Source organism: Sodalinema gerasimenkoae IPPAS B-353 (assembly GCF_009846485.1).
GTDB lineage: Bacteria > Cyanobacteriota > Cyanobacteriia > Cyanobacteriales > Geitlerinemataceae > Sodalinema > Sodalinema gerasimenkoae.
The window spans coordinates 3,035,639-3,053,294 of sequence record NZ_ML776472.1; the positions used below are offsets into that span (position 1 = coordinate 3,035,639).

At 52.2% G+C, this 17,656-nt stretch carries 16 protein-coding genes; 15 read left to right on the top strand and 1 reads right to left on the bottom strand.

Features of this window, described 5'->3' with window-relative positions:
• Positions 1–58: 58 nt before the first annotated feature.
• From L855_RS13170 to L855_RS13240, 15 genes are all read left to right on the top strand, one after another.
• Entirely contained in the window at positions 59–154 is a 96-nt protein-coding gene (locus L855_RS13170; protein WP_068788327.1) for a photosystem II reaction center protein T, read from the top strand.
• Between the two features lie 157 nt (positions 155–311).
• Entirely contained in the window at positions 312–836 is a 525-nt protein-coding gene (gene nrdR, locus L855_RS13175) for a transcriptional regulator NrdR (protein WP_159788721.1), read from the top strand.
• Between the two features lie 273 nt (positions 837–1,109).
• Positions 1,110–2,096, top strand: coding sequence for a 30S ribosomal protein S1 (locus tag L855_RS13180; RefSeq protein ID WP_159788722.1), 987 nt, complete (start codon positions 1,110–1,112; stop codon positions 2,094–2,096).
• A 220-nt stretch (positions 2,097–2,316) separates the two neighbouring features.
• Entirely contained in the window at positions 2,317–3,051 is a 735-nt protein-coding gene (locus L855_RS13185; protein WP_159788723.1) for an HAD family hydrolase, read from the top strand.
• Positions 3,052–3,065: 14 nt separating this feature from the next.
• Entirely contained in the window at positions 3,066–5,105 is a 2,040-nt protein-coding gene (locus L855_RS13190; protein WP_159788724.1) for a serine/threonine-protein kinase, read from the top strand.
• Positions 5,106–5,276: 171 nt separating this feature from the next.
• On the top strand, positions 5,277–5,735 hold the full coding sequence (gene rplI, locus L855_RS13195; protein ID WP_159788725.1) for a 50S ribosomal protein L9: 459 nt from the start codon (positions 5,277–5,279) through the stop codon (positions 5,733–5,735).
• Positions 5,736–6,055: 320 nt separating this feature from the next.
• A complete protein-coding gene (locus L855_RS13200) occupies positions 6,056–6,289 on the top strand; it encodes a photosystem I reaction center subunit IV (RefSeq protein ID WP_159788726.1) in 234 nt (77 codons plus the stop codon).
• Between the two features lie 293 nt (positions 6,290–6,582).
• Positions 6,583–7,464, top strand: coding sequence for a DNA-formamidopyrimidine glycosylase (locus tag L855_RS13205; protein WP_159788727.1), 882 nt, complete (start codon positions 6,583–6,585; stop codon positions 7,462–7,464).
• 46 nt (positions 7,465–7,510) lie between these two features.
• On the top strand, positions 7,511–7,738 hold the full coding sequence (gene ndhO / locus L855_RS13210; protein WP_159788728.1) for an NAD(P)H-quinone oxidoreductase subunit O: 228 nt from the start codon (positions 7,511–7,513) through the stop codon (positions 7,736–7,738).
• Between the two features lie 129 nt (positions 7,739–7,867).
• Entirely contained in the window at positions 7,868–8,863 is a 996-nt protein-coding gene (mdh, locus tag L855_RS13215) for a malate dehydrogenase (RefSeq protein WP_159788729.1), read from the top strand.
• Positions 8,864–9,098: 235 nt separating this feature from the next.
• Complete coding sequence (locus L855_RS13220; RefSeq protein WP_159788731.1) at positions 9,099–9,461, top strand: hypothetical protein; 363 nt, start codon at positions 9,099–9,101, stop codon at positions 9,459–9,461.
• A gap of 638 nt (positions 9,462–10,099) precedes the next feature.
• Positions 10,100–10,762: a hypothetical protein gene (locus L855_RS13225; protein WP_159788733.1), complete on the top strand. Its 663-nt coding sequence runs from the start codon at positions 10,100–10,102 to the stop codon at positions 10,760–10,762.
• A gap of 69 nt (positions 10,763–10,831) precedes the next feature.
• A complete protein-coding gene (locus L855_RS13230; protein WP_159788735.1) occupies positions 10,832–11,809 on the top strand; it encodes a hypothetical protein in 978 nt (325 codons plus the stop codon).
• A gap of 302 nt (positions 11,810–12,111) precedes the next feature.
• Complete coding sequence (locus tag L855_RS13235) at positions 12,112–13,086, top strand: ABC transporter ATP-binding protein (RefSeq protein WP_246198856.1); 975 nt, start codon at positions 12,112–12,114, stop codon at positions 13,084–13,086.
• 45 nt (positions 13,087–13,131) lie between these two features.
• Positions 13,132–14,808: a hypothetical protein gene (locus L855_RS13240; RefSeq protein WP_159788737.1), complete on the top strand. Its 1,677-nt coding sequence runs from the start codon at positions 13,132–13,134 to the stop codon at positions 14,806–14,808.
• A gap of 19 nt (positions 14,809–14,827) precedes the next feature.
• Here L855_RS13240 and L855_RS13245 read toward each other — a convergent pair whose 3' ends face one another.
• Positions 14,828–17,569, bottom strand: coding sequence for a filamentous hemagglutinin N-terminal domain-containing protein (locus tag L855_RS13245; RefSeq protein ID WP_159788740.1), 2,742 nt, complete (start codon positions 17,567–17,569; stop codon positions 14,828–14,830).
• Between the last annotated feature and the right edge of the window lie 87 nt (positions 17,570–17,656).

A 17,656-nucleotide genomic window follows, 5' to 3' on the forward strand; every position in this document is an offset into this window, starting at 1 on the left:
CCGGTTCCCCAACCTGTTTGATAGACTAAGACTGTTACACTGTGAGTTTTTAGAAATTATGGAAAGCGTCATTTACATCCTGTTACTCGCGGCAACCCTGGCCTTATTATTCTTCGCCATCGCCTTCCGCGAAACCCCGAAAATCGGCAAATAGCCCATTCAGATTGTGCTGCCGGTTCTCCACTCCTGTCGTGGAAACCGCTGCGACAGGAGTCGGATCATGTGAAGACGTACTACAGTTGTTGTAGTGCGTCTGTTATCATTTCTGCTAATACCTGTCAATTTTTATTGGGTTTTCTACCCCAATTGTTATGCGTTGTCCCTTCTGCGAGCATACAGAAAGCCGCGTTTTAGAGTCCCGCTCTACCGAATCTGGGCAAAGTGTCCGTCGTCGGCGACAGTGTCTCAACTGTCAACGACGTTTTACCACCTACGAACGGATCGAATTTGTGCCCATCATTGCCATTAAGCGAGATGGGAAACGGGAGTCCTTCGATCGCTCAAAACTGCTCCGAGGCATTGTCCGGGCCTGCGAGAAAACCGCGATCGCCCCAGAACGCCTAGAGGCGATCGTCGATGACATCGAATTGCGCCTGCACCAACGGCCCAAACGAGAAATTCATACCAGCGAAATTGGCGAAATTGTCCTAGATTCCCTCAAAGATCTTAGCGAAGTCGCCTATGTGCGCTTTGCTTCAGTGTATCAACAATTTCAAGGCGTTCGCGACTTCGTCGAAGCCCTCGATCGCCTACGAGAAAGTCGCCTAGAGGACAACTTTGAAGAGCAGCGGCAAGAATCCCCCGAAAGCGCCCCCAACTGTGCTATATCCTCCTAACGAGATTTCTCGCCGTCCCCCTCTATCTGATCCCCCCAGTCACACCTGAGTTCTGGGTATTTTTAAGATTCCCCCAAAAAACCCACCCACAAAGTCGTAGGAGTGGGATAGAATTTGCTATGCTATTAGTCAATTCGCCTTCAAACGAAGGTGATGCGGTGTTTCGTCAAAGGAGGACTTGCTTGCAATCATCGCCCTGTCCGTTCAATTCTGTAACACCCATCAGCCGGAGGCAAACCTCAGTTATGGAGACTCAGTCCTAGGAAAACACGCATGGTCAATCAGAATACAACGCAAAGAGATGTCGGTTTCACTCACGAAGATTTTGCCGCATTACTCGACAAGTACGATTATCACTTCAATCCCGGCGATACCGTAGCAGGGACGGTATTTAGTATAGAGCCAAAAGGCGCTCTGATTGACATCGGTGCTAAAACCGCTGCCTATATCCCGTTACAGGAAATGTCAATCAACCGCGTCGAGTCTCCCGACGAGGTCTTGCAAGCCAACGAGACGCGGGAATTTTTCATCCTCATGGATGAAAACGAAGACGGACAACTCACCCTTTCCATTCGCCGCATCGAGTATATGCGCGCCTGGGAGCGGGTTCGCCAACTTCAAGCAGAAGATGCTACCGTTCACTCCGGTGTCTTCGCCACAAACCGAGGTGGGGCATTGGTTCGCATTGAAGGATTGCGCGGCTTTATTCCCGGTTCCCACATCAGCACTCGCAAACCGAAAGAAGACCTCGTGGGCGAAGATCTGCCCCTGAAATTCTTGGAAGTCGACGAAGAACGCAATCGCCTCGTCCTCAGCCACCGTCGCGCCTTAGTTGAGCATAAGATGAACGGCTTAGAAGTGGGCGAAGTGGTCATTGGAACCGTGCGCGGCATCAAACCCTACGGTGCCTTCATCGACATCGGCGGTGTCAGCGGCTTGCTGCACATCTCCGAAATCTCCCACGATCACATCGACACCCCCAGCAGTGTCTTCGATGTCAACGACCAACTCAAGGTCATGATCATCGACCTCGACGCGGAACGGGGTCGGATTTCCCTGTCCACCAAGCAACTCGAACCCGAACCCGGCGACATGGTGAAAAACCCCGAGTTGGTGTACGAGAAAGCCGAAGAAATGGCCGAGAAATTCCGTCTGCAAATGGAAGCCAAGGCCCAGGGAATTTCCCCGGAAGAACTCGAAGCCCAAAACGCCATGGGAGTCGAAGAAGACGACGAAGAGATGGTCTCGGCCACCGAGTAGTCTCTCCCCGTCCCATCTTAATACCGGCCTGAGGAGAGTCTCCACCACTCTCCCGGGCCATCATACTGACCAAAAGGAGGGGCCCACACCCTCTTTTTTCTTGCCCAATTCCCCCTACGTCTGTTCTGGGCGACCACAACGGTACGCCCCTACGTCTTTATCTACTGCCTACTGCCTTCTCCCCCTGTTCCCTGTTCCCTGTTCCCCGTTCCCTTCCCCTATGAACCTCTCCTGCGGCCCCAAAACCTTCCAAAACATTCGCGCCGTTATCTTCGATAAAGACGGCACACTTCTCGATACCCAAGATTTTCTCCGCCGCTTAGGCATCGATCGCGCGCGGCAATTAGATGCCCAAATTCCCGGCGTGGGTGAGTGTTTAATGATGGCCTTTGGCATTGAGGGCGATCGCCTCGACCCCACCTATCTCCTCGCCGTAGGCAGTCGCCAAGAAAACCTCATTGCTGCCGCCGCCTACGTCGCCGAAACCGGACGCAGTTGGGCCGAATCCCTGCAAGCCGCTCGAACCGCCTTTGACGAGAGCGATCGCCTCCTCGAACAAGAAGACACCTCCCCCCTCTTCGTTGGCTCCTTAGAAGTCCTCTACGCTCTCGCCGAAGCAGGATTGAAACTGGGGATTCTCTCGGCTGACACCAACGAACGCGTCAATCAATTTGTCCAAAACTGTCAACTTGACGAGATTATCCAGGTCAAAATGGGCGTTGACGACGGCCCGAGCAAACCCGATCCCACATTATTTCAACAGGCCTGCGCTGCCCTAGGGGTGCGTCCAGAGGAAGCTATCATGGTAGGAGACTCCCCCTTGGATATCGAGATGGCACAACGGGCTGGTGCAGCTGGCACGATCGGCATTTGCTGGCATAGTCAAGACCATCGCCACCTCAGCCAGGCCGATGTCACCATTGAACAACTCGATCAACTCCAAGTTGTTCCTTAAGACAAACTGCAACCATGCAACCCCCTCTTGCCCTAGACACCCGCTTACAAAACCGCTACAACCTGGTTCAAATTTTGGGGCAGGGAGAGTTTTGCCGTACCTACTTAGCCAAAGATTGTGGGCGTTTTGAGGCGTTATGTGCCATCAAAGAGTTTGCCCCAAACTTGGACGATGCCACCGGATTTGCCAAAGCTAAAGACCTCTTCGAGCGGGAGGCAGAACTGCTCTATAAACTGCAACATTCCCAAATTCCTCAATTCCAAGCCATTTTTGAGGAAAATCAACGGCTGTTTCTAGTTCGGGATTATGTGGAGGGCCAGACCTATCAACACCTGTTGCAGGAGCATGGCTCCTTCAGTGAAGCAGATGTTCGCCAGTTTCTCCAAGACATCCTGCCGGTTTTAGACTATATCCATCGTCAAGGGATTATCCATCGGGATATATGTCCAGAAAACATCATTCAGCGTCAGAGCGATTGCCTGCCGGTTCCCATTGACTTTGGCGTCGTCAAAGAAATTGCCACCCAACTACAATTGGCTCAAACCCAGTTGCAATCACCAGACACCACCCTTCAGCAAGATACTCCCCAACCCAATCGCCAACCCTCACCCACGCCCGCGAAAGACCTCTCAAGTGGCAAAGCTGGCTATGCTCCCCCCGATCAGCGAGAGACAGGACGAGTCTATCCCCACAGTGACCTCTACGCCTTAGCCGTGACGGCGATCGTTTTGCTCACCGGCAAGTCCCCCCAAGACCTCTATGACGAGGGAGAATCCCGCTGGCGTTGGCAAGACGACTGTTCCGTCAGTGAAGAACTCGCCGCTGTTCTGAATCAGATGTTGAGCGATCGCCCCAGGGAACGCTATCTCACCGCCCCCGAAGTCCGGGCCGCCCTCTTCACCGGAACAGCCACCGCCCCGCCTCCAAGCAATGGCCCCGTCGAACCCCCCCCTAACAGTCTTCCCTCTAGCCTCCCCACCGTCATGGTCAGTCGGTCCCCCGACACCACGGACTCAACTTCCCGGCCTCCTCAACCCCAAATTACTCCCAACAGCCCCGAATCCCGTCGGGCTTCCATTCCCCCAGCCAAAACCTCCGTCTGGGACAATCCCCTCATTGTCATTTTGGTCTCGGCCATCATTGCCCTAGTCGCCGGTTGGAGCGTCTGGACCCTAATTACCGCCTTTAGTCGTCCCCGTGACGAACCCGCCGCCGAACAACCCCTCACCCCATCCCCAACTCCAACCGCCGAACCCACCCCTGAGCCAACTCCCGCCGTTAGCGATCGCGAGCTGACTCTGGCCGTCGGCAATCGCCTACGAGTTGAAGGGAACTTGAGCGACAACGAAATTTATAACTATCGACTCCGCCTTGACGCAGGAACCGAACTGGTCACCTTCCTCGAAGGCGAAGGCGTATTGATGACCGTTTTTGACCCCATGGGTAACCTCGTAGCCGGGCGATCGCAGCGTGTCTCCGGTTGGCAAGGTGCCATCCCCGACGATGGGCAATATACAATTCAACTGCAAACCGTCACTGGCTTACCGGAAGGGGATTACATCCTAGACGTACAACTCAACGCTCCTACCCCAGAACCCACACCCGAGCCTACACCCGAGCCGACTCCAGAACCTACTCCCGAACCCACCCCAACACCCACTCCCGAGCCAACCCCAACACCCACTCCCAGCCCAACACCTACACCTACCCCCACCCCAGCACCTACCCCCACACCCGCTCCTGAGCCAGAACGCCTACAAATTCCTCCCGGACAAACCGACGTTCAAGTGCAAGGAACCGTTGTTTCAGAGCGTCCCCAACGCTATCTTGTCAATGTGCAAAGTCGACAAGTGTTTGCCGTAGAACTATTGCCCGTCACTGGTGATGACCAAGCTGTTGTGTTTAACGTTCGTCGTCCTGACGGTCAAATCATCCCTGCCGCCCGGGGGGTTGTGTTCTGGAACTCCCGCGTTGGAGAAGGGGGAGATTATCTCATTGAAGTCTCAGCCCCTTACACCAGTCCCTACGAACTCAGCATCAACGTTCGCGACTAGGCATCCATCACGGCCCCTGAGATTCGAGCGGCCAGGGTTTGCCAGAGCTTCCTGAACGCTATAAAATGGAAGATCGGACTTCCAACGGGGTTGAGTCATCAATCCGACGACCAGAACAGCCCCACCCCCGAGTCTCGATCCATCCACCCTACCGTTAACCATCAAAGTATCATGAAGAAGCGCGTCCAACTCCTTCTCCAAACAGACGTTCGTAAACTCGGCAAAGCAGGAGACCTCGTCGATGTGGCTCCCGGCCATGCGAGAAATTATCTAATTCCCCAAAAAATGGCCATCCCGACGACTCCCGGGGTTCTCAAACAAGTAGAACTCCGTAAACAGAAAGAACAAGAGCGTCTGGCCCAACTCAAACAGGAAGCCGAATCTCGCAAAACCGCCTTACAAACCATTGGCCGGTTCACCATCGAGAAACAAGTGGGCGAAGGGGAAGCCATTTTCGGAACCGTTACCGATCGCGATCTAGCCGCTGCAATCGAAGCCGCCACCAACCAAGACGTCGACCGCCACGGCATCACCCTCCCCGAAATCAACAAAACTGGTTTCTACAAGGCACACATCAAACTTCACCCCGAAGTGACCGCTGAAGTTGAAGTGCAAGTGGTTCCGTTGTAAGAGAAGAAGGCAGCAGGGAGTAGGCAGCAGGCAACAGGCATAACCCACCCCTACCCCTCCCAGGAGGGGAAGAAAAGAGGTGAGGCCTGCTGCTTGTGGTTTCCCTGCCTTCAATTCCCCCCTACTGCCTACTGCCTATTGCCTTCTCCTGCAACAAAACTTAAAACGCCAAACCCCCTTAGAGGCCAGAGTCAGTAGTACCCTGGAAAATAATCCTTTCGTATCAGTTCGTGGGGTTGAGGCGTTCAGACGGAGTGTTCCATCTGAATCCTAGCTACCGCCTCTGATCGGGTTCAATTACAATCAACAGAGAAGAAACTATGATTCAACGTGGTTCTAAGGTGCGGATTCTCCGTAAAGAATCCTATTGGTATCGGGATCTCGGAACCGTTGCCAGTATCGACCAGAGCGGGATTCGTTACCCGGCGATCGTTCGCTTTGATAAAGTCAACTACAACGGCTTCAGTGGCGCGGCTGGTGGCGTGAACACCAACAACTTCGCGCTTGAAGAACTAGAGGAAGTTGCTCCCCCCGCCAAGAAGAAGAAAAAATAAGTCCACTTGACCGTCACGCTGAAATTTCGGCGTTAAGATGGCAAGACAGGGGTTAGCGTTTTCAAGCAAATCGCTAACCCCTTTGTTGTTTGAGGGCAGTAGGCAATAGGCAGTAGGCAGTAGGCAATAGGGGTAACTCTGTAGGAGGGATGGGCTTAGACGCATAATATAGGACATTAAATTATCTTGAAACTATTCCAGTAAAGACAAAACTAGGCTATAACTTGCCCGTAACAAACTGTCTATAATAAATTTTCGATTCCTGATTGTTAGTCTTCCTAGCGAGGCGACTTGTGCCAGAACTTCCTGAAGTTGAAACCGTACGTCGTGGCTTAAATGCCCATACCTGCCAGCAACGGATTTGTGGAGGTGCTGTACTCCTAGACCGCAGTCTGGCCAGCCCCGCTCACGCCGATGAGTTTATCGAGGGGTTGCAAGGTCAATCCATTCGGACTTGGCATCGGCGGGGAAAATATCTCATCGCTCAACTGGGTGAGGAGGACATCTGCGATCGCCTCGGTCCTACCGCTGCGGGTTGGTTGGGGGTTCATCTACGCATGACCGGACAACTTCTCTGGTGCCATCCCGAGGACCCCTTACAGAAACATACCCGAGTCCGCTTATTCTTCGAGGGCGATCGCGAACTGCGCTTTGTGGATATTCGCACCTTCGGCCGCCTCTGGTGGGTTCCCCCAGACACCTCCCCAGAAACCGTCATCACGGGACTCCTCAGTTTAGGGCCCGAACCCTTCAGTCCTGAGTTTTCCAACGACTACCTCATCGCCACCCTCGCCAATCGCCGTAAACCCATCAAAACCGCCCTCCTTGACCAAACCATTGTCGCCGGGGCGGGTAACATCTATGCCGACGAAAGTTTATTCCTGAGTGGGATTCCCCCCACCCGTCTCTGTAGCCATCTCACTCCAGAGGAAATCGATCGCCTGCGACAGCAGTTAATCGCCGTCCTCGGACAGGCCATTGAAGCCGGGGGAACCACCTTACGAGACTTTCGTGATGTGGAAGGCATCAATGGGAACTATGGCGGGATGGCTTGGGTGTATAACCGCAACGGCGAACCCTGTCGCCAATGTAGTACCCCCATCACGCGGATTAAACTCGGGGGGCGATCGTCCCATTTCTGTCCGCGCTGCCAGCCCGACCCCAAAACGCCCTAAAATGGTCAGATGATAGACGTTTACCCTATAGACTGACTCACCCTTTATGGCACCTGCGAAGAAACTCAAACGCGGCTCCTTTGTCCGGGTTATCCGCGAGAAACTCCTCAACAGCGTCGAAGCCACTGCCAGTGATAGCCGCTTCCCGGCTTATATTTTTGAGACGCGGGGCGAAATACTCGATACTGAAGGAGACTATGCCTTAATCAAGTTTGGGGTAGTTCCCACACCGAATGTTTGGCTCCCCCTCGAACAACTCGAAGCCTTCGAATAGGGAATCAGTGGGGGGAGTCATCCCCCAGGTGGCGGTTCGAGACTGTTCAGGATGGACATTCGCCCCTTCGAGACATGGCAAAATGAAGTCTGGAACCGTCCCCATGTCTGAAATTTGTCTAAAATTTGTATGAATCCTTCCTCCGAACCGCGAGTTTGCGCCAATGCTCAACGTCAACCCCGTGTGGCCGTCATTGGTGCCGGAAAAGTGGGCAGTACCCTTGCTCAACGAGTGGCGGAGAAGAATCTCGCAGATGTGGTGTTGCTTGATATTGTTGAAGGCTGGCCCCAGGGAATTGCTCTGGATTTAATGCAGGCCCGAGGCTTGGAGGGACACGATCGCACCATCATCGGCACCAACGACTACGCCGATACCGCTGATTCCGATGTGGTGGTCATTACCGCCGGACGACCCCGCACCCCAGGGATGGATCGCAGTGATTTAATTAAAACCAACGCCAGTATTGTCGTCAGTGCGGCCAAACAGGCGATCGCCCAGTCTCCCAATGCCATTTTTATCGTCGTCACCAACCCCCTCGATGTGATGACCTATCTCGCCTGGGAAGCCACCGGATTACCTCAGCAGCGAGTGATGGGGATGGCGGGGGTACTGGACTCCTCCCGTCTGCAAGCCTTTATTGCCATGGAATTGGGAGTCTCGATGCAGGATGTGCAAACCTTGGTTTTGGGGAATCACGGTAAGCAGATGATTCCCTTGGCCCGCTATTGCACCGTCAAAGGGATTCCCCTAACTCAGTTCACCGACGCCGCCACCATTGAGCGACTCATCGATCGCACCCGTCATGGGGGAAGTGAGATTGTCGGCTTGATGCAGCGGGGAGGGGCCTATTTCGCCCCGGCCTCCTCCATTTATGTGATGGTGGAGAGTATTTTGTGCGATCGCAACCGTCTTGTCAGTGCAGCCGCCTATCTACAAGGGGAATATGGTATTAAGGGGCTATTCCTAGGAGTTCCTTGTCACTTAGGGCGTGAGGGTGTTAGAACCGTGATGGAACTTCCGTTAGAGGCAACAGAACAACAGGCCTTTTTCGACTCAGCGGCGACGGTTCGTCAAAATATCGAAACTGCTCAAACCCTTCTGGCGGGGAATCTTCAAGACGGATAATGGCTGGATAACGTTTTCACCCGGCTCTACCTTCACAAGGATGACCCAGAGGGCATGTTCCTCTACCTGGGTCATTCGAAAAATTCTATTTATAGCAATCGAAGATTGCTTGCTTGACACTCTGAGTTGGGAAAAAATCCCCTGCCTGTTGCCTGCTGCCTGTTTCCTGTTGCCTTATTCTTCCCTATTTTTTTGGCCTGTTTAGACCGACTTTTTTCATGAAAAATTAGATGCAATGTATAACCAAATTGGTAATGCTAACCCGCAATTAATGCGAGAAATAAAATCTCGTTTTAAAACATCTAAAGTTCTCTTCACCCTCAGTAGTTCCCTAATCCTCCAAGGATTAGTCTTATTCTTTTATTGGACTCGGCTGCCACTCTCGATTCCCGGAAATAACAACTATAATCCTTACTGCTATCCATCCGCTTTCTATAATAAGTTTGTAACTTTCTCGGATCAAATTTCTAGGCGCGAATGTCTCGAAGATACTACTGGACATATCATCATTAGCTGGACTCGTTGGTGGTTGGATATTAGTTTGGCCCTGTCCACAACTGCGATCGCCGTCCTACTTATTGGTGGATTATTTTTTTGATTGAAAACCTGGTAAAAGAGCAAGAGAAAAGCAACTTAAACTTTATTCGGCTTAGCCCCCAACCTGGCTATAAAATCGTCTTAGGGAAATTGCTCGGGGTTCCCTTTCTTCTCTATCTAGGGGTTGCTGCTGCCCTTCCTCTCCATAGCTTTGCTGCTACTAATGCAGGCTCCTCTCTCGGAGAGATTTTACGGTTTTATACCTTGGTTGCCTCTGGACTATTTTTCATCTATAGCCTCACCATGCTCTACGGTATGAGCGGTGGAAAGCAACCTCTTGCCTTCTCCCTCTTGCTAGGTGGATCACTGTCCTATATGAGCTTTTTTCGTTTATGTGCCTTATTTTACCTAGAACAGCCTGGCTATTATTACTATTATTCAGATATGGGGCCAATGTGGTTTAATTTTAGATTTCCAGAATCCCCCATCTATTCTCAGGTATTTTGGACGGTATCTTTTATTGTTTTTTCTGGCTTAATATTCAACATTGTCCCTCAGCGCTATCAAAAACCTAATTCAACTCCAATCACTAAAAAACAGAGTTATGTGTTTTGTGCTATCTGTAACTTTTATGCCCTAGGATTCCTATTGGGGGAATCACGATCATCCCTAAAGGAATTAAACAATCACAGCATTTTCTTGTTACTACTTCTAATCGGCTTAGCGATCAGTCTATCTCCGGGTCGTCAAAACTTACAAGACTGGGCACGATATCGTCATCGCCTATCCCAACCCGGAGTCCAGTCTCACTACTCCCTCTGGCAAGATTTACTCTGGGGTGAAAAAAGTCCCTCAATCCTGGCAATGGCCATCAACATTACCCTATCTATTGCCACCCTAGGAATTGGGGTATTGAGCTGGAATCATTCGTTGTTACGTAAAGAGTGGGACCCAGTTCTTTTGAGCATCGGGATTTTAATTCTCCTCGGTTGGTTGGCCTGCTACAGTGTCTTGGTGCAATGTCTCTCCTTCACTACCGCGGCCAGCAAACATCGATGGGTGATTGGACTGGTTTTAATCCTATTAATCATAGGCCCTCACCTGTTACTGACGTTGTTCGACCCTCACTCAAACGATTCTCAGGGCTGGGTACTGTTTGTCTTTGGTGGCAGCCTAAGGCTTGCAGACTTTCCCGAGCTGTTAACCCAGGCACTTCACCTCCTCCTAGCTCAAGCCTTGGGGATTGGACTGATGCTAAGTCTGTTGACCTATCAACTCCGACGAGCGGGCCAATCGGAGTTGAAACGACTGATGAGGGATTCCCCAGCCCAAACCTTAAGAAAAGAGGGTAAAGGGAGTTAAACTCCGTGAATTTCCCAGGATTTCTTGCTATATTAGATTAACTCTTTTTTAATTCCATTTACTCCCTATATGGCGCTTTCCTTTGTGCGTTCTTGGCCCCTAGCGGCCTTGGTCTTGAGCCTGGCATCAGGCTGTCGCGCAACCGTCATGCTATCGGACTCCCTAGACTCTCCTGGTTCTCCTCCCATCTCTGAGTCCTTCAGTCAAGCCACCCCACGCTCCCCTAGTTCTCCTCCCGTTTCCGAGTCCGGCAGTCAAACCACCCCACGATCCCCCAGTGAATCGAGCGACGCCATCGCCTCAACCGTTGGACAATCCTTAACCCCCGGAACCCACTGTTTTGAGAGCCAGATTGTCCGTGCAGGGGAGTCCTTCAGTTATGTTTTGCGGCTGAGAGTCGAGGGGGATGGGTCCGTTTCTGGAGAACAATCGGTGGGAGAAGTCACTAGCCCTGAAGATCCTGGACTGAATACCTTTTCTGGCATTGTTGAGGGGTCAACCCTGTTGATTAACCTCTGGAATATCTTTAATCAAGGTGCCACGCCCATCACCTGGAACGCCAACCCACAAGAGATTGATACCGGTTATCTCGTCTATGACGCAGTGGATTGTCAGAGTGTAGCCTTGCGTTTCCCGCAGAGTGGCCCCAAAGCAGATCTCAAGTCTGACTCCAGCTTAGTTCAGGACTATGGCCCAACCGCCTCCGATGTCTTGGGTTGGGCGGATGAGATTACCGTGAAACCCGTTCAGTTTGCCCCTGGGGCCACGGGCGTTGAGTTCGAAGACCAGGTACGTCGCCATGAGGTGATTGTCTATGAAATCGAGGCCCAAGCGGGTCAGTATCTCTGGGCCGAACTGAGGATTCACCCCGACTCGGTAATGCTAAGTATTCTCTCTCCATCTGGGGAAGTTTTGGCCCGAGATGAGGAGAAAGCGGGGGTGCTGTTATCCAGTGCTGGAGTCTATCAGGTGGCCGTCGCTGGCAATCCGGGCTTTAATGCCTCTGTCGGGACCTTCTTCTACGACCTGATTTTGGATGTCCGCTAACCCAACCCGAGAATCCCCGACTGTTGCCTGTTGCCTACTGCCTGTTGCCTACTGCCTGTTGCCTACTGCCTACTGCCTACTGCCTACTTTTGCTATATGAGTTACAGGGGCGATGGAGTTCCTTGTCACTTCGGGTGTGAGGGTGTTAGAACCGTGTTGGAACTGCTATAAGAGCCGTCGTCACAGCAAGCGTGTCTCGATTCGGTAGTGACGGTTCGCCAAACTATCGGAACCAATCAAACCCTTCTGGCGGGGAATCTTCAAGACGGATACTGACTTGAGGAGGACTCCCCGAGACTCCTATGATGTCAGATATCCCCGCCCCTGAGTTGGCGATCGCCACCCGCAATCTCAGTAAACAGTTCGATCGCCATCTGGCGGTCGATAACGTGGACTTAGAGGTGGCCGATGGGGAAGTCTACGGACTCATCGGCCCCAATGGTGCCGGTAAAACCACCCTAATTCGGATGTTGGCGGCGATCGAAGACCCCACCACCGGCGACATTTACCTCCAAGGAGAACGACTCGACCCCGCTCGCCCCAATCCTCGCCTTAAACGGTATTTAGGCTATCTCCCCGATGATTTCCCCCTCTACGACGATCTCACCGTTTGGGAGTATCTCGACTATTTCGCCCGCCTCTACGAACTACGGGAACCAGGGCGATCGCGTCGTCTCCTGGAAATCCTGGATTTAGTGCAACTGATTCCCAAACGAGATAGCCTCATCGCCACCCTCTCCCGAGGGATGAAACAGCGGTTAAGCCTCGGACGAACCATTCTCCACGAACCAATTTTACTCCTCCTCGATGAGCCAGTGTCGGGCCTCGATCCCATCGCCCGCCAACAGTTCCGGGAGATTATCCAAGTCGTCCGCGAAGCCGGAATGACGGTGTTAATTTCCTCCCATATTCTCAGTGACTTAGCCCAACTTTGTAGTTCCATCGGCATCATGGAACTCGGCTGTTTAGTTGAAAGCACCTCCATTCAGGAGTTGTATCAGCGGCTGAGTCAGCAACGGATTCAAATTGCCCTCCTCGGGGACAACCTCACCAACAGCGTCGAACGGGCGATCGCCGAACTGCGCAACTGCCCCCAAGTCGAAAGTTGGACTGTGGGTGATCGGCAAATCACCGTTCACTTTAAAGGCAATGAAACCGACAGTGCTAACCTGCTAAGACAACTCATCAAGGCTCAAGTGAATCTCTACCAATTTCAAATTGAAAACGATGACCTAGAAGAGATTTTTCTGCAACTGGGTCATCAACAAACCTCATAATCTCAACTCGTATTTCGCCAATCCTAATTTAGCCGAGCAGATGTAATGTATAACCAACTCAGTGATGTCAACCCCCAATTAATGCGGGAAATCAAAGGTCGTTTTAAGACCCCTAAAGTTCTCCTTGCCCTGAGCCTCTCCATACTCCTGCAAGGATTAGTCCTGCTCCTCCATGGTACTCGGCTTCCGAGTCCCTTCACCCAGTATCCTCGTACCTACTGCTACCCAGACGCAATTAATTCAACGGTACATTATCGGTACATTAAATCCTATCAACCCGATTGTCTCCAAGATGTCGCTGGAAATCTCATCATTAGCTGGAGTCTTTGGTGGTCGCATATTAGTTCAGTCCTAACTGCGATCGGCATCACTGCCCTACTCGTTGGGGGGCTATTTCTTTTGATTGATAACCTCATTAAAGAAAAAGACCAGGGCAATCTTAACTTTATCCGACTGAGTCCACAACCTGGCTCTAACATCATCCTCGGAAAACTACTCGGGGTTCCCTGTCTTCTCTATGTAGGAGTCGCCGCTGCTATTCCTCTCCATAGTTTTGCAGCCGCCCATGCTGGCTACTTTTTCGGAGATATTCTACGCTTTTATATTCTGGTTGCCGCTGGAACTTTTGCCATCTATAGCCTCGCCATGCTCTATAGCATGAGTGGTGGAAAACAGCCTCTCGCGTTTTGCCTCCTAATTGGTGGATTACTATCTTACCTCAGCCTATTTTCCCTGTATTATTTATTTCCCCTGACTCAGTTTGAAAATTCCAAGGATGATGGGATTTGGTTTAATATTAGCCTGCTAAAAACACCCCTCTATTCTCAAGTATTTTGGATTGTCTCTTGCCTAATTCTTTCCGGTTTTATTTTTCAGATTATTTCCAGGCGTTATCAAAAACCCAACGCCACCCTAATCACCAAAAAACAAGGTTATGTGTTTTGCGCCGTCTATAATCTTTATGCTGTAGGCTTTTTGGTAGGATACCTAAACCGACTACCCTTTCGTCGCAGCTTACAAATAGCCCTAGAGGGATTAACCGTCTACAACCTTGCTTTGTCCCTATTTCTAATCGGCTTAGCCCTCAGTCTATCTCCTAATCGTCAAAATCTACAAGACTGGGCACGCTATCGTCATCGCCTAGCCCAACCTGGAGGCCAGTCTCACTACTCCCTCCGGCAAGATTTACTCTGGGGTGAAAAAAGTCCCTCAATCCTAGCCATGGCCATTAACCTCATCCTATCTATCGCCATCTTAGGAATTGGGTTATTAACCTGGAATCATAGGTTTTTACATGAAGAGGGGGCCCCATTTGTCTTCAGCATCGGGATTTTAATTCTGTTCGGTTGGTTAGCCGGTTACAGTTTCCTGGTGCAACATCTCTCCTTCACCACCACAGCCAGCAAACATCGATGGGTGATTGGACTGGTTCTAATCCTGTTAATCATTGGCCCTCCCGTATTGCTGGCTCTATTTGACCCATCTCGGTCAACCTATCCTCAAACCCGAGTGCTATTCATCTTTGGCGTAAGCCCTTGGCTTGTGGAATCTCCCGAGCTATTCGCTCAGGGACTTCAGCTCCTGTTGGCTCAAGTCTTAGGGATTGGACTCATGCTAAGTCTGTTCGCCCATCAACTCCGATGCGCAGGCCAATCGGAGTTGAAACGACTGATGAGCAATTCCCCGGCAAAAACCTTCAGCAAAGCCCCTAAAGGGAGTTGACGCCCAACCAATTGATAGATTAAGACCCACAGGGGCGATCGCGCCGTTGAGGACGACCCAGCCACAGCCGTCCATCGGCAGTTTCTTGGATGCCTTGGGCCTCCTGAATCGGTTGCCCCAACTGCCATTTCTCGGGAGTCTCGGAGGCGTTAGAAGGGGTCTCAGGGGAGGAAGCTGTGGGATGAGTCTCCTCTCCTCCCACAACCCCCAATAGGGAATAACGCCCCGCCGAGGCATCAAAGGGGGTTTCCGGTAAGCCTCCCGTTCCCGTCACCGTAAACTGGCCCGCCGCCGTGGTTCGTGTCAGACAACTATCGGCCACGAGCTGATCGACGGGGATAAACTCACTGGCCAACTCCACCAGAGAAGAATCCAGTTGGGTATCGGGACTAGCGATTTCCACCAAGCCACTAAACTCGGCCCCCCGTTCCGAGCTTGCCGTAATATCACTCTCATCGGTGAGGCGATCGCGCACCTGAGTCCCAAACACCCCTTGGGCGGAAATTTGCACCTGTCCTCCCGCTCCCTCCTGAGCATTCGCGGTGATATCACTATTCTCCAACGCCAACAGCGTCGCCGTATCGATCTGGATATTCCCTCCCGTAGCGGCCCCAAGGGCATTGGTAGAAATAGAACTTTGATTAGACAGCCGTAAATCCTGGGAGTTGATGGAGATATTCCCTCCCACATCCGAGGCCGTTTCCGCCACCAACCGACTCCCATTCACTAACCGTAAGCGAGGAGCCTCTAGGGTTAAATTACCTCCCCGTTCCCCTTCCCCCACACTACTAACTACAATCTGTCCGCCATCTTCTAGCCGCAACTCCGGTGTCACCACTGTGACATCTCCCGCCGCCCCCAACACATCCGCCTCCGACAACGACACCGGTGCTGGCAGGCGTTCTAGGGTCGAATTTGAGCGTAACCCGCTGCGTAAGACGATGGGTTCCCCTTCTGCATTCCTCGTCACGACTCCCCCTGAAATCAAAGCCGACTCCGAGGCCCGAACCGTCAACCGTCCCGCTGCACCACTATCGGAGGTGGAGCTTAATACCTCAGCTCCATCTCGCAAGACAAAACGCCCAGTTGTAATCTCAATATCTCCGGCGGCCCCACTGCCCTCACTACGACTGGCGATATTGGTGGGATTATTCCCCTCCGCACTGAGACCACTCACTTCGACGCGATCGCGAGACCGAATTACAATCGTCCCAGCTTGGGCCGCCCCAAAGGTCACCGTTCCAATAGACCCCCCATCCCGTAGAATAATCTCTCGGGCATCCAAGTTAATGGTTCCGGCGCGAGTCGTCGCCTCGGAAAACGCATTAGAGCCAATCCCGGAATTAAACAAGCCATTGGGAGTTGTCCCGGTAAGCTCGATGGTATCGCGAGCCTGGAGATTGGCTGTTCCCCCATCCCCATCCCGAAAGGTGGAGACAAAAATTCCCCCACCATCCCGGATAATAATATTGCCAGCCCGTAGATTCACCGCCCCAGCATTACCATTCCCCAGGGTTTCAGCAATCATCTGAGAGCCATCTAATAACAGAGCATTCGTAATCTCAGCATTGATCACTCCTCCCTGTCCTTCCGCCACCGTTGTGGTGGAGATAAACGAGGCATTGGTCAGTTGCAGAGAATCAGCCCGCAGGTTAATATCTCCCGCCATCCCCTCAGCGAAGGCCATCGCATATAAGCCAATCCCCACCTGTTGAGGTTTTTCAATGACCTCTAGGGCAAACAGGCGCTCTAAACTTGACTGCAAATCCCCGGCCCCATCAATGGTGATCCGCTCCGCTAACACATTGAGATTTCCTGATCGCCCGGACCCAAAACTCGATGTGGAAATTAGGGAATTATCAATCACCACCAAATCCCCCAGATTCAGATAAATTCCCTGGCCATTCCCCGCTCCAGAGGTATCAGCCAACATTTGCGAGTCGTTTTGAACCCGGAGGCGATCGCCCAGAACCCAAATCCCCCCTCCTGCGGGGCCACTGGTATCGACGATAGCCCCATCCGTCAGCAGAATCCGCCCCACCACTTGGCCCGATGCGAGTCCCTCATCCATCCTCAAAGACAATTGGCCCTCAGCCACTGTGGCCAAGGCCACCTGACCATCCCGTACCGTCACCCGTCCCCCCGGCATCTCCACCTGACCCCCACTCAGGCCCAAGCTGGCCCCCGGATTGAGGCTCAAACCGACAGTCTCCCCCTGCTCATTCAAGGCTTGAGAGCGATTGACCACTGGCCCCGGATTGGAGCCGAACCCCAACCCCACCGGAACGCTCACGGAGAGGATGCTAGATGAGGGTGTGGCGGCACTAAAGCGACGACCATCGGCAAATTCAATAAATTCACCACTACTGGCGTAAAATGAGCCACCTAGGTTCAATTGGGCATTGTCACCAAACAGAATGCCATTGGGGTTGAGGAGAAACAAATCGGCAGTTCCCTGGCTGGAGAGGCGGCCATCTAAGGTTGAAGGAAACTCCCCAGTGACGCGGCTAAAGATGCGTTGAATCTCGGGGCCATTCTCAAAAATAGCCTCACTCCCACTGGGAATTGAGAACTGCTCAAAACTATGAAAGAGATTCCCGTCGGCTGAAGTTCCCCCCTGGAGGCGTAGTTGGTTCCCCTCGGGAATCACCTGAGAGGGATTGGGAAGGGTCTGATCTGGGATAATTTGGGCCAGACTCGCTGAGGGAGACACACTCAGCAGTAGCAACAGAGACAGGGGCGCAAAGGGGGACACTTTCATGACAAAATTCCAGATGAAAATGGAGGAGCAGGTGAACGCTCCCCCATCTTAATCGTTGTCCCTGTGGGTGTCGGCGATTCGTCTTAA

Bases quoted from the DNA above. Each gene is read 5' to 3' on its own strand.
- L855_RS13170 (WP_068788327.1), top strand. From the start codon at position 59: ATGGAAAGCGTCATTTACATCCTGTTACTCGCGGCAACCCTGGCCTTA.
- nrdR (WP_159788721.1), top strand. From the start codon at position 312: ATGCGTTGTCCCTTCTGCGAGCATACAGAAAGCCGCGTTTTAGAGTCC.
- L855_RS13180 (WP_159788722.1), top strand. From the start codon at position 1,110: ATGGTCAATCAGAATACAACGCAAAGAGATGTCGGTTTCACTCACGAA.
- L855_RS13185 (WP_159788723.1), top strand. From the start codon at position 2,317: ATGAACCTCTCCTGCGGCCCCAAAACCTTCCAAAACATTCGCGCCGTT.
- L855_RS13190 (WP_159788724.1), top strand. From the start codon at position 3,066: ATGCAACCCCCTCTTGCCCTAGACACCCGCTTACAAAACCGCTACAAC.
- rplI (WP_159788725.1), top strand. From the start codon at position 5,277: ATGAAGAAGCGCGTCCAACTCCTTCTCCAAACAGACGTTCGTAAACTC.
- L855_RS13200 (WP_159788726.1), top strand. From the start codon at position 6,056: ATGATTCAACGTGGTTCTAAGGTGCGGATTCTCCGTAAAGAATCCTAT.
- ndhO (WP_159788728.1), top strand. From the start codon at position 7,511: ATGGCACCTGCGAAGAAACTCAAACGCGGCTCCTTTGTCCGGGTTATC.
- mdh (WP_159788729.1), top strand. From the start codon at position 7,868: ATGAATCCTTCCTCCGAACCGCGAGTTTGCGCCAATGCTCAACGTCAA.
- L855_RS13220 (WP_159788731.1), top strand. From the start codon at position 9,099: ATGTATAACCAAATTGGTAATGCTAACCCGCAATTAATGCGAGAAATA.
- L855_RS13230 (WP_159788735.1), top strand. From the start codon at position 10,832: ATGGCGCTTTCCTTTGTGCGTTCTTGGCCCCTAGCGGCCTTGGTCTTG.
- L855_RS13235 (WP_246198856.1), top strand. From the start codon at position 12,112: ATGATGTCAGATATCCCCGCCCCTGAGTTGGCGATCGCCACCCGCAAT.
- L855_RS13240 (WP_159788737.1), top strand. From the start codon at position 13,132: ATGTATAACCAACTCAGTGATGTCAACCCCCAATTAATGCGGGAAATC.
- L855_RS13245 (WP_159788740.1), bottom strand. From the start codon at position 17,569: ATGAAAGTGTCCCCCTTTGCGCCCCTGTCTCTGTTGCTACTGCTGAGT.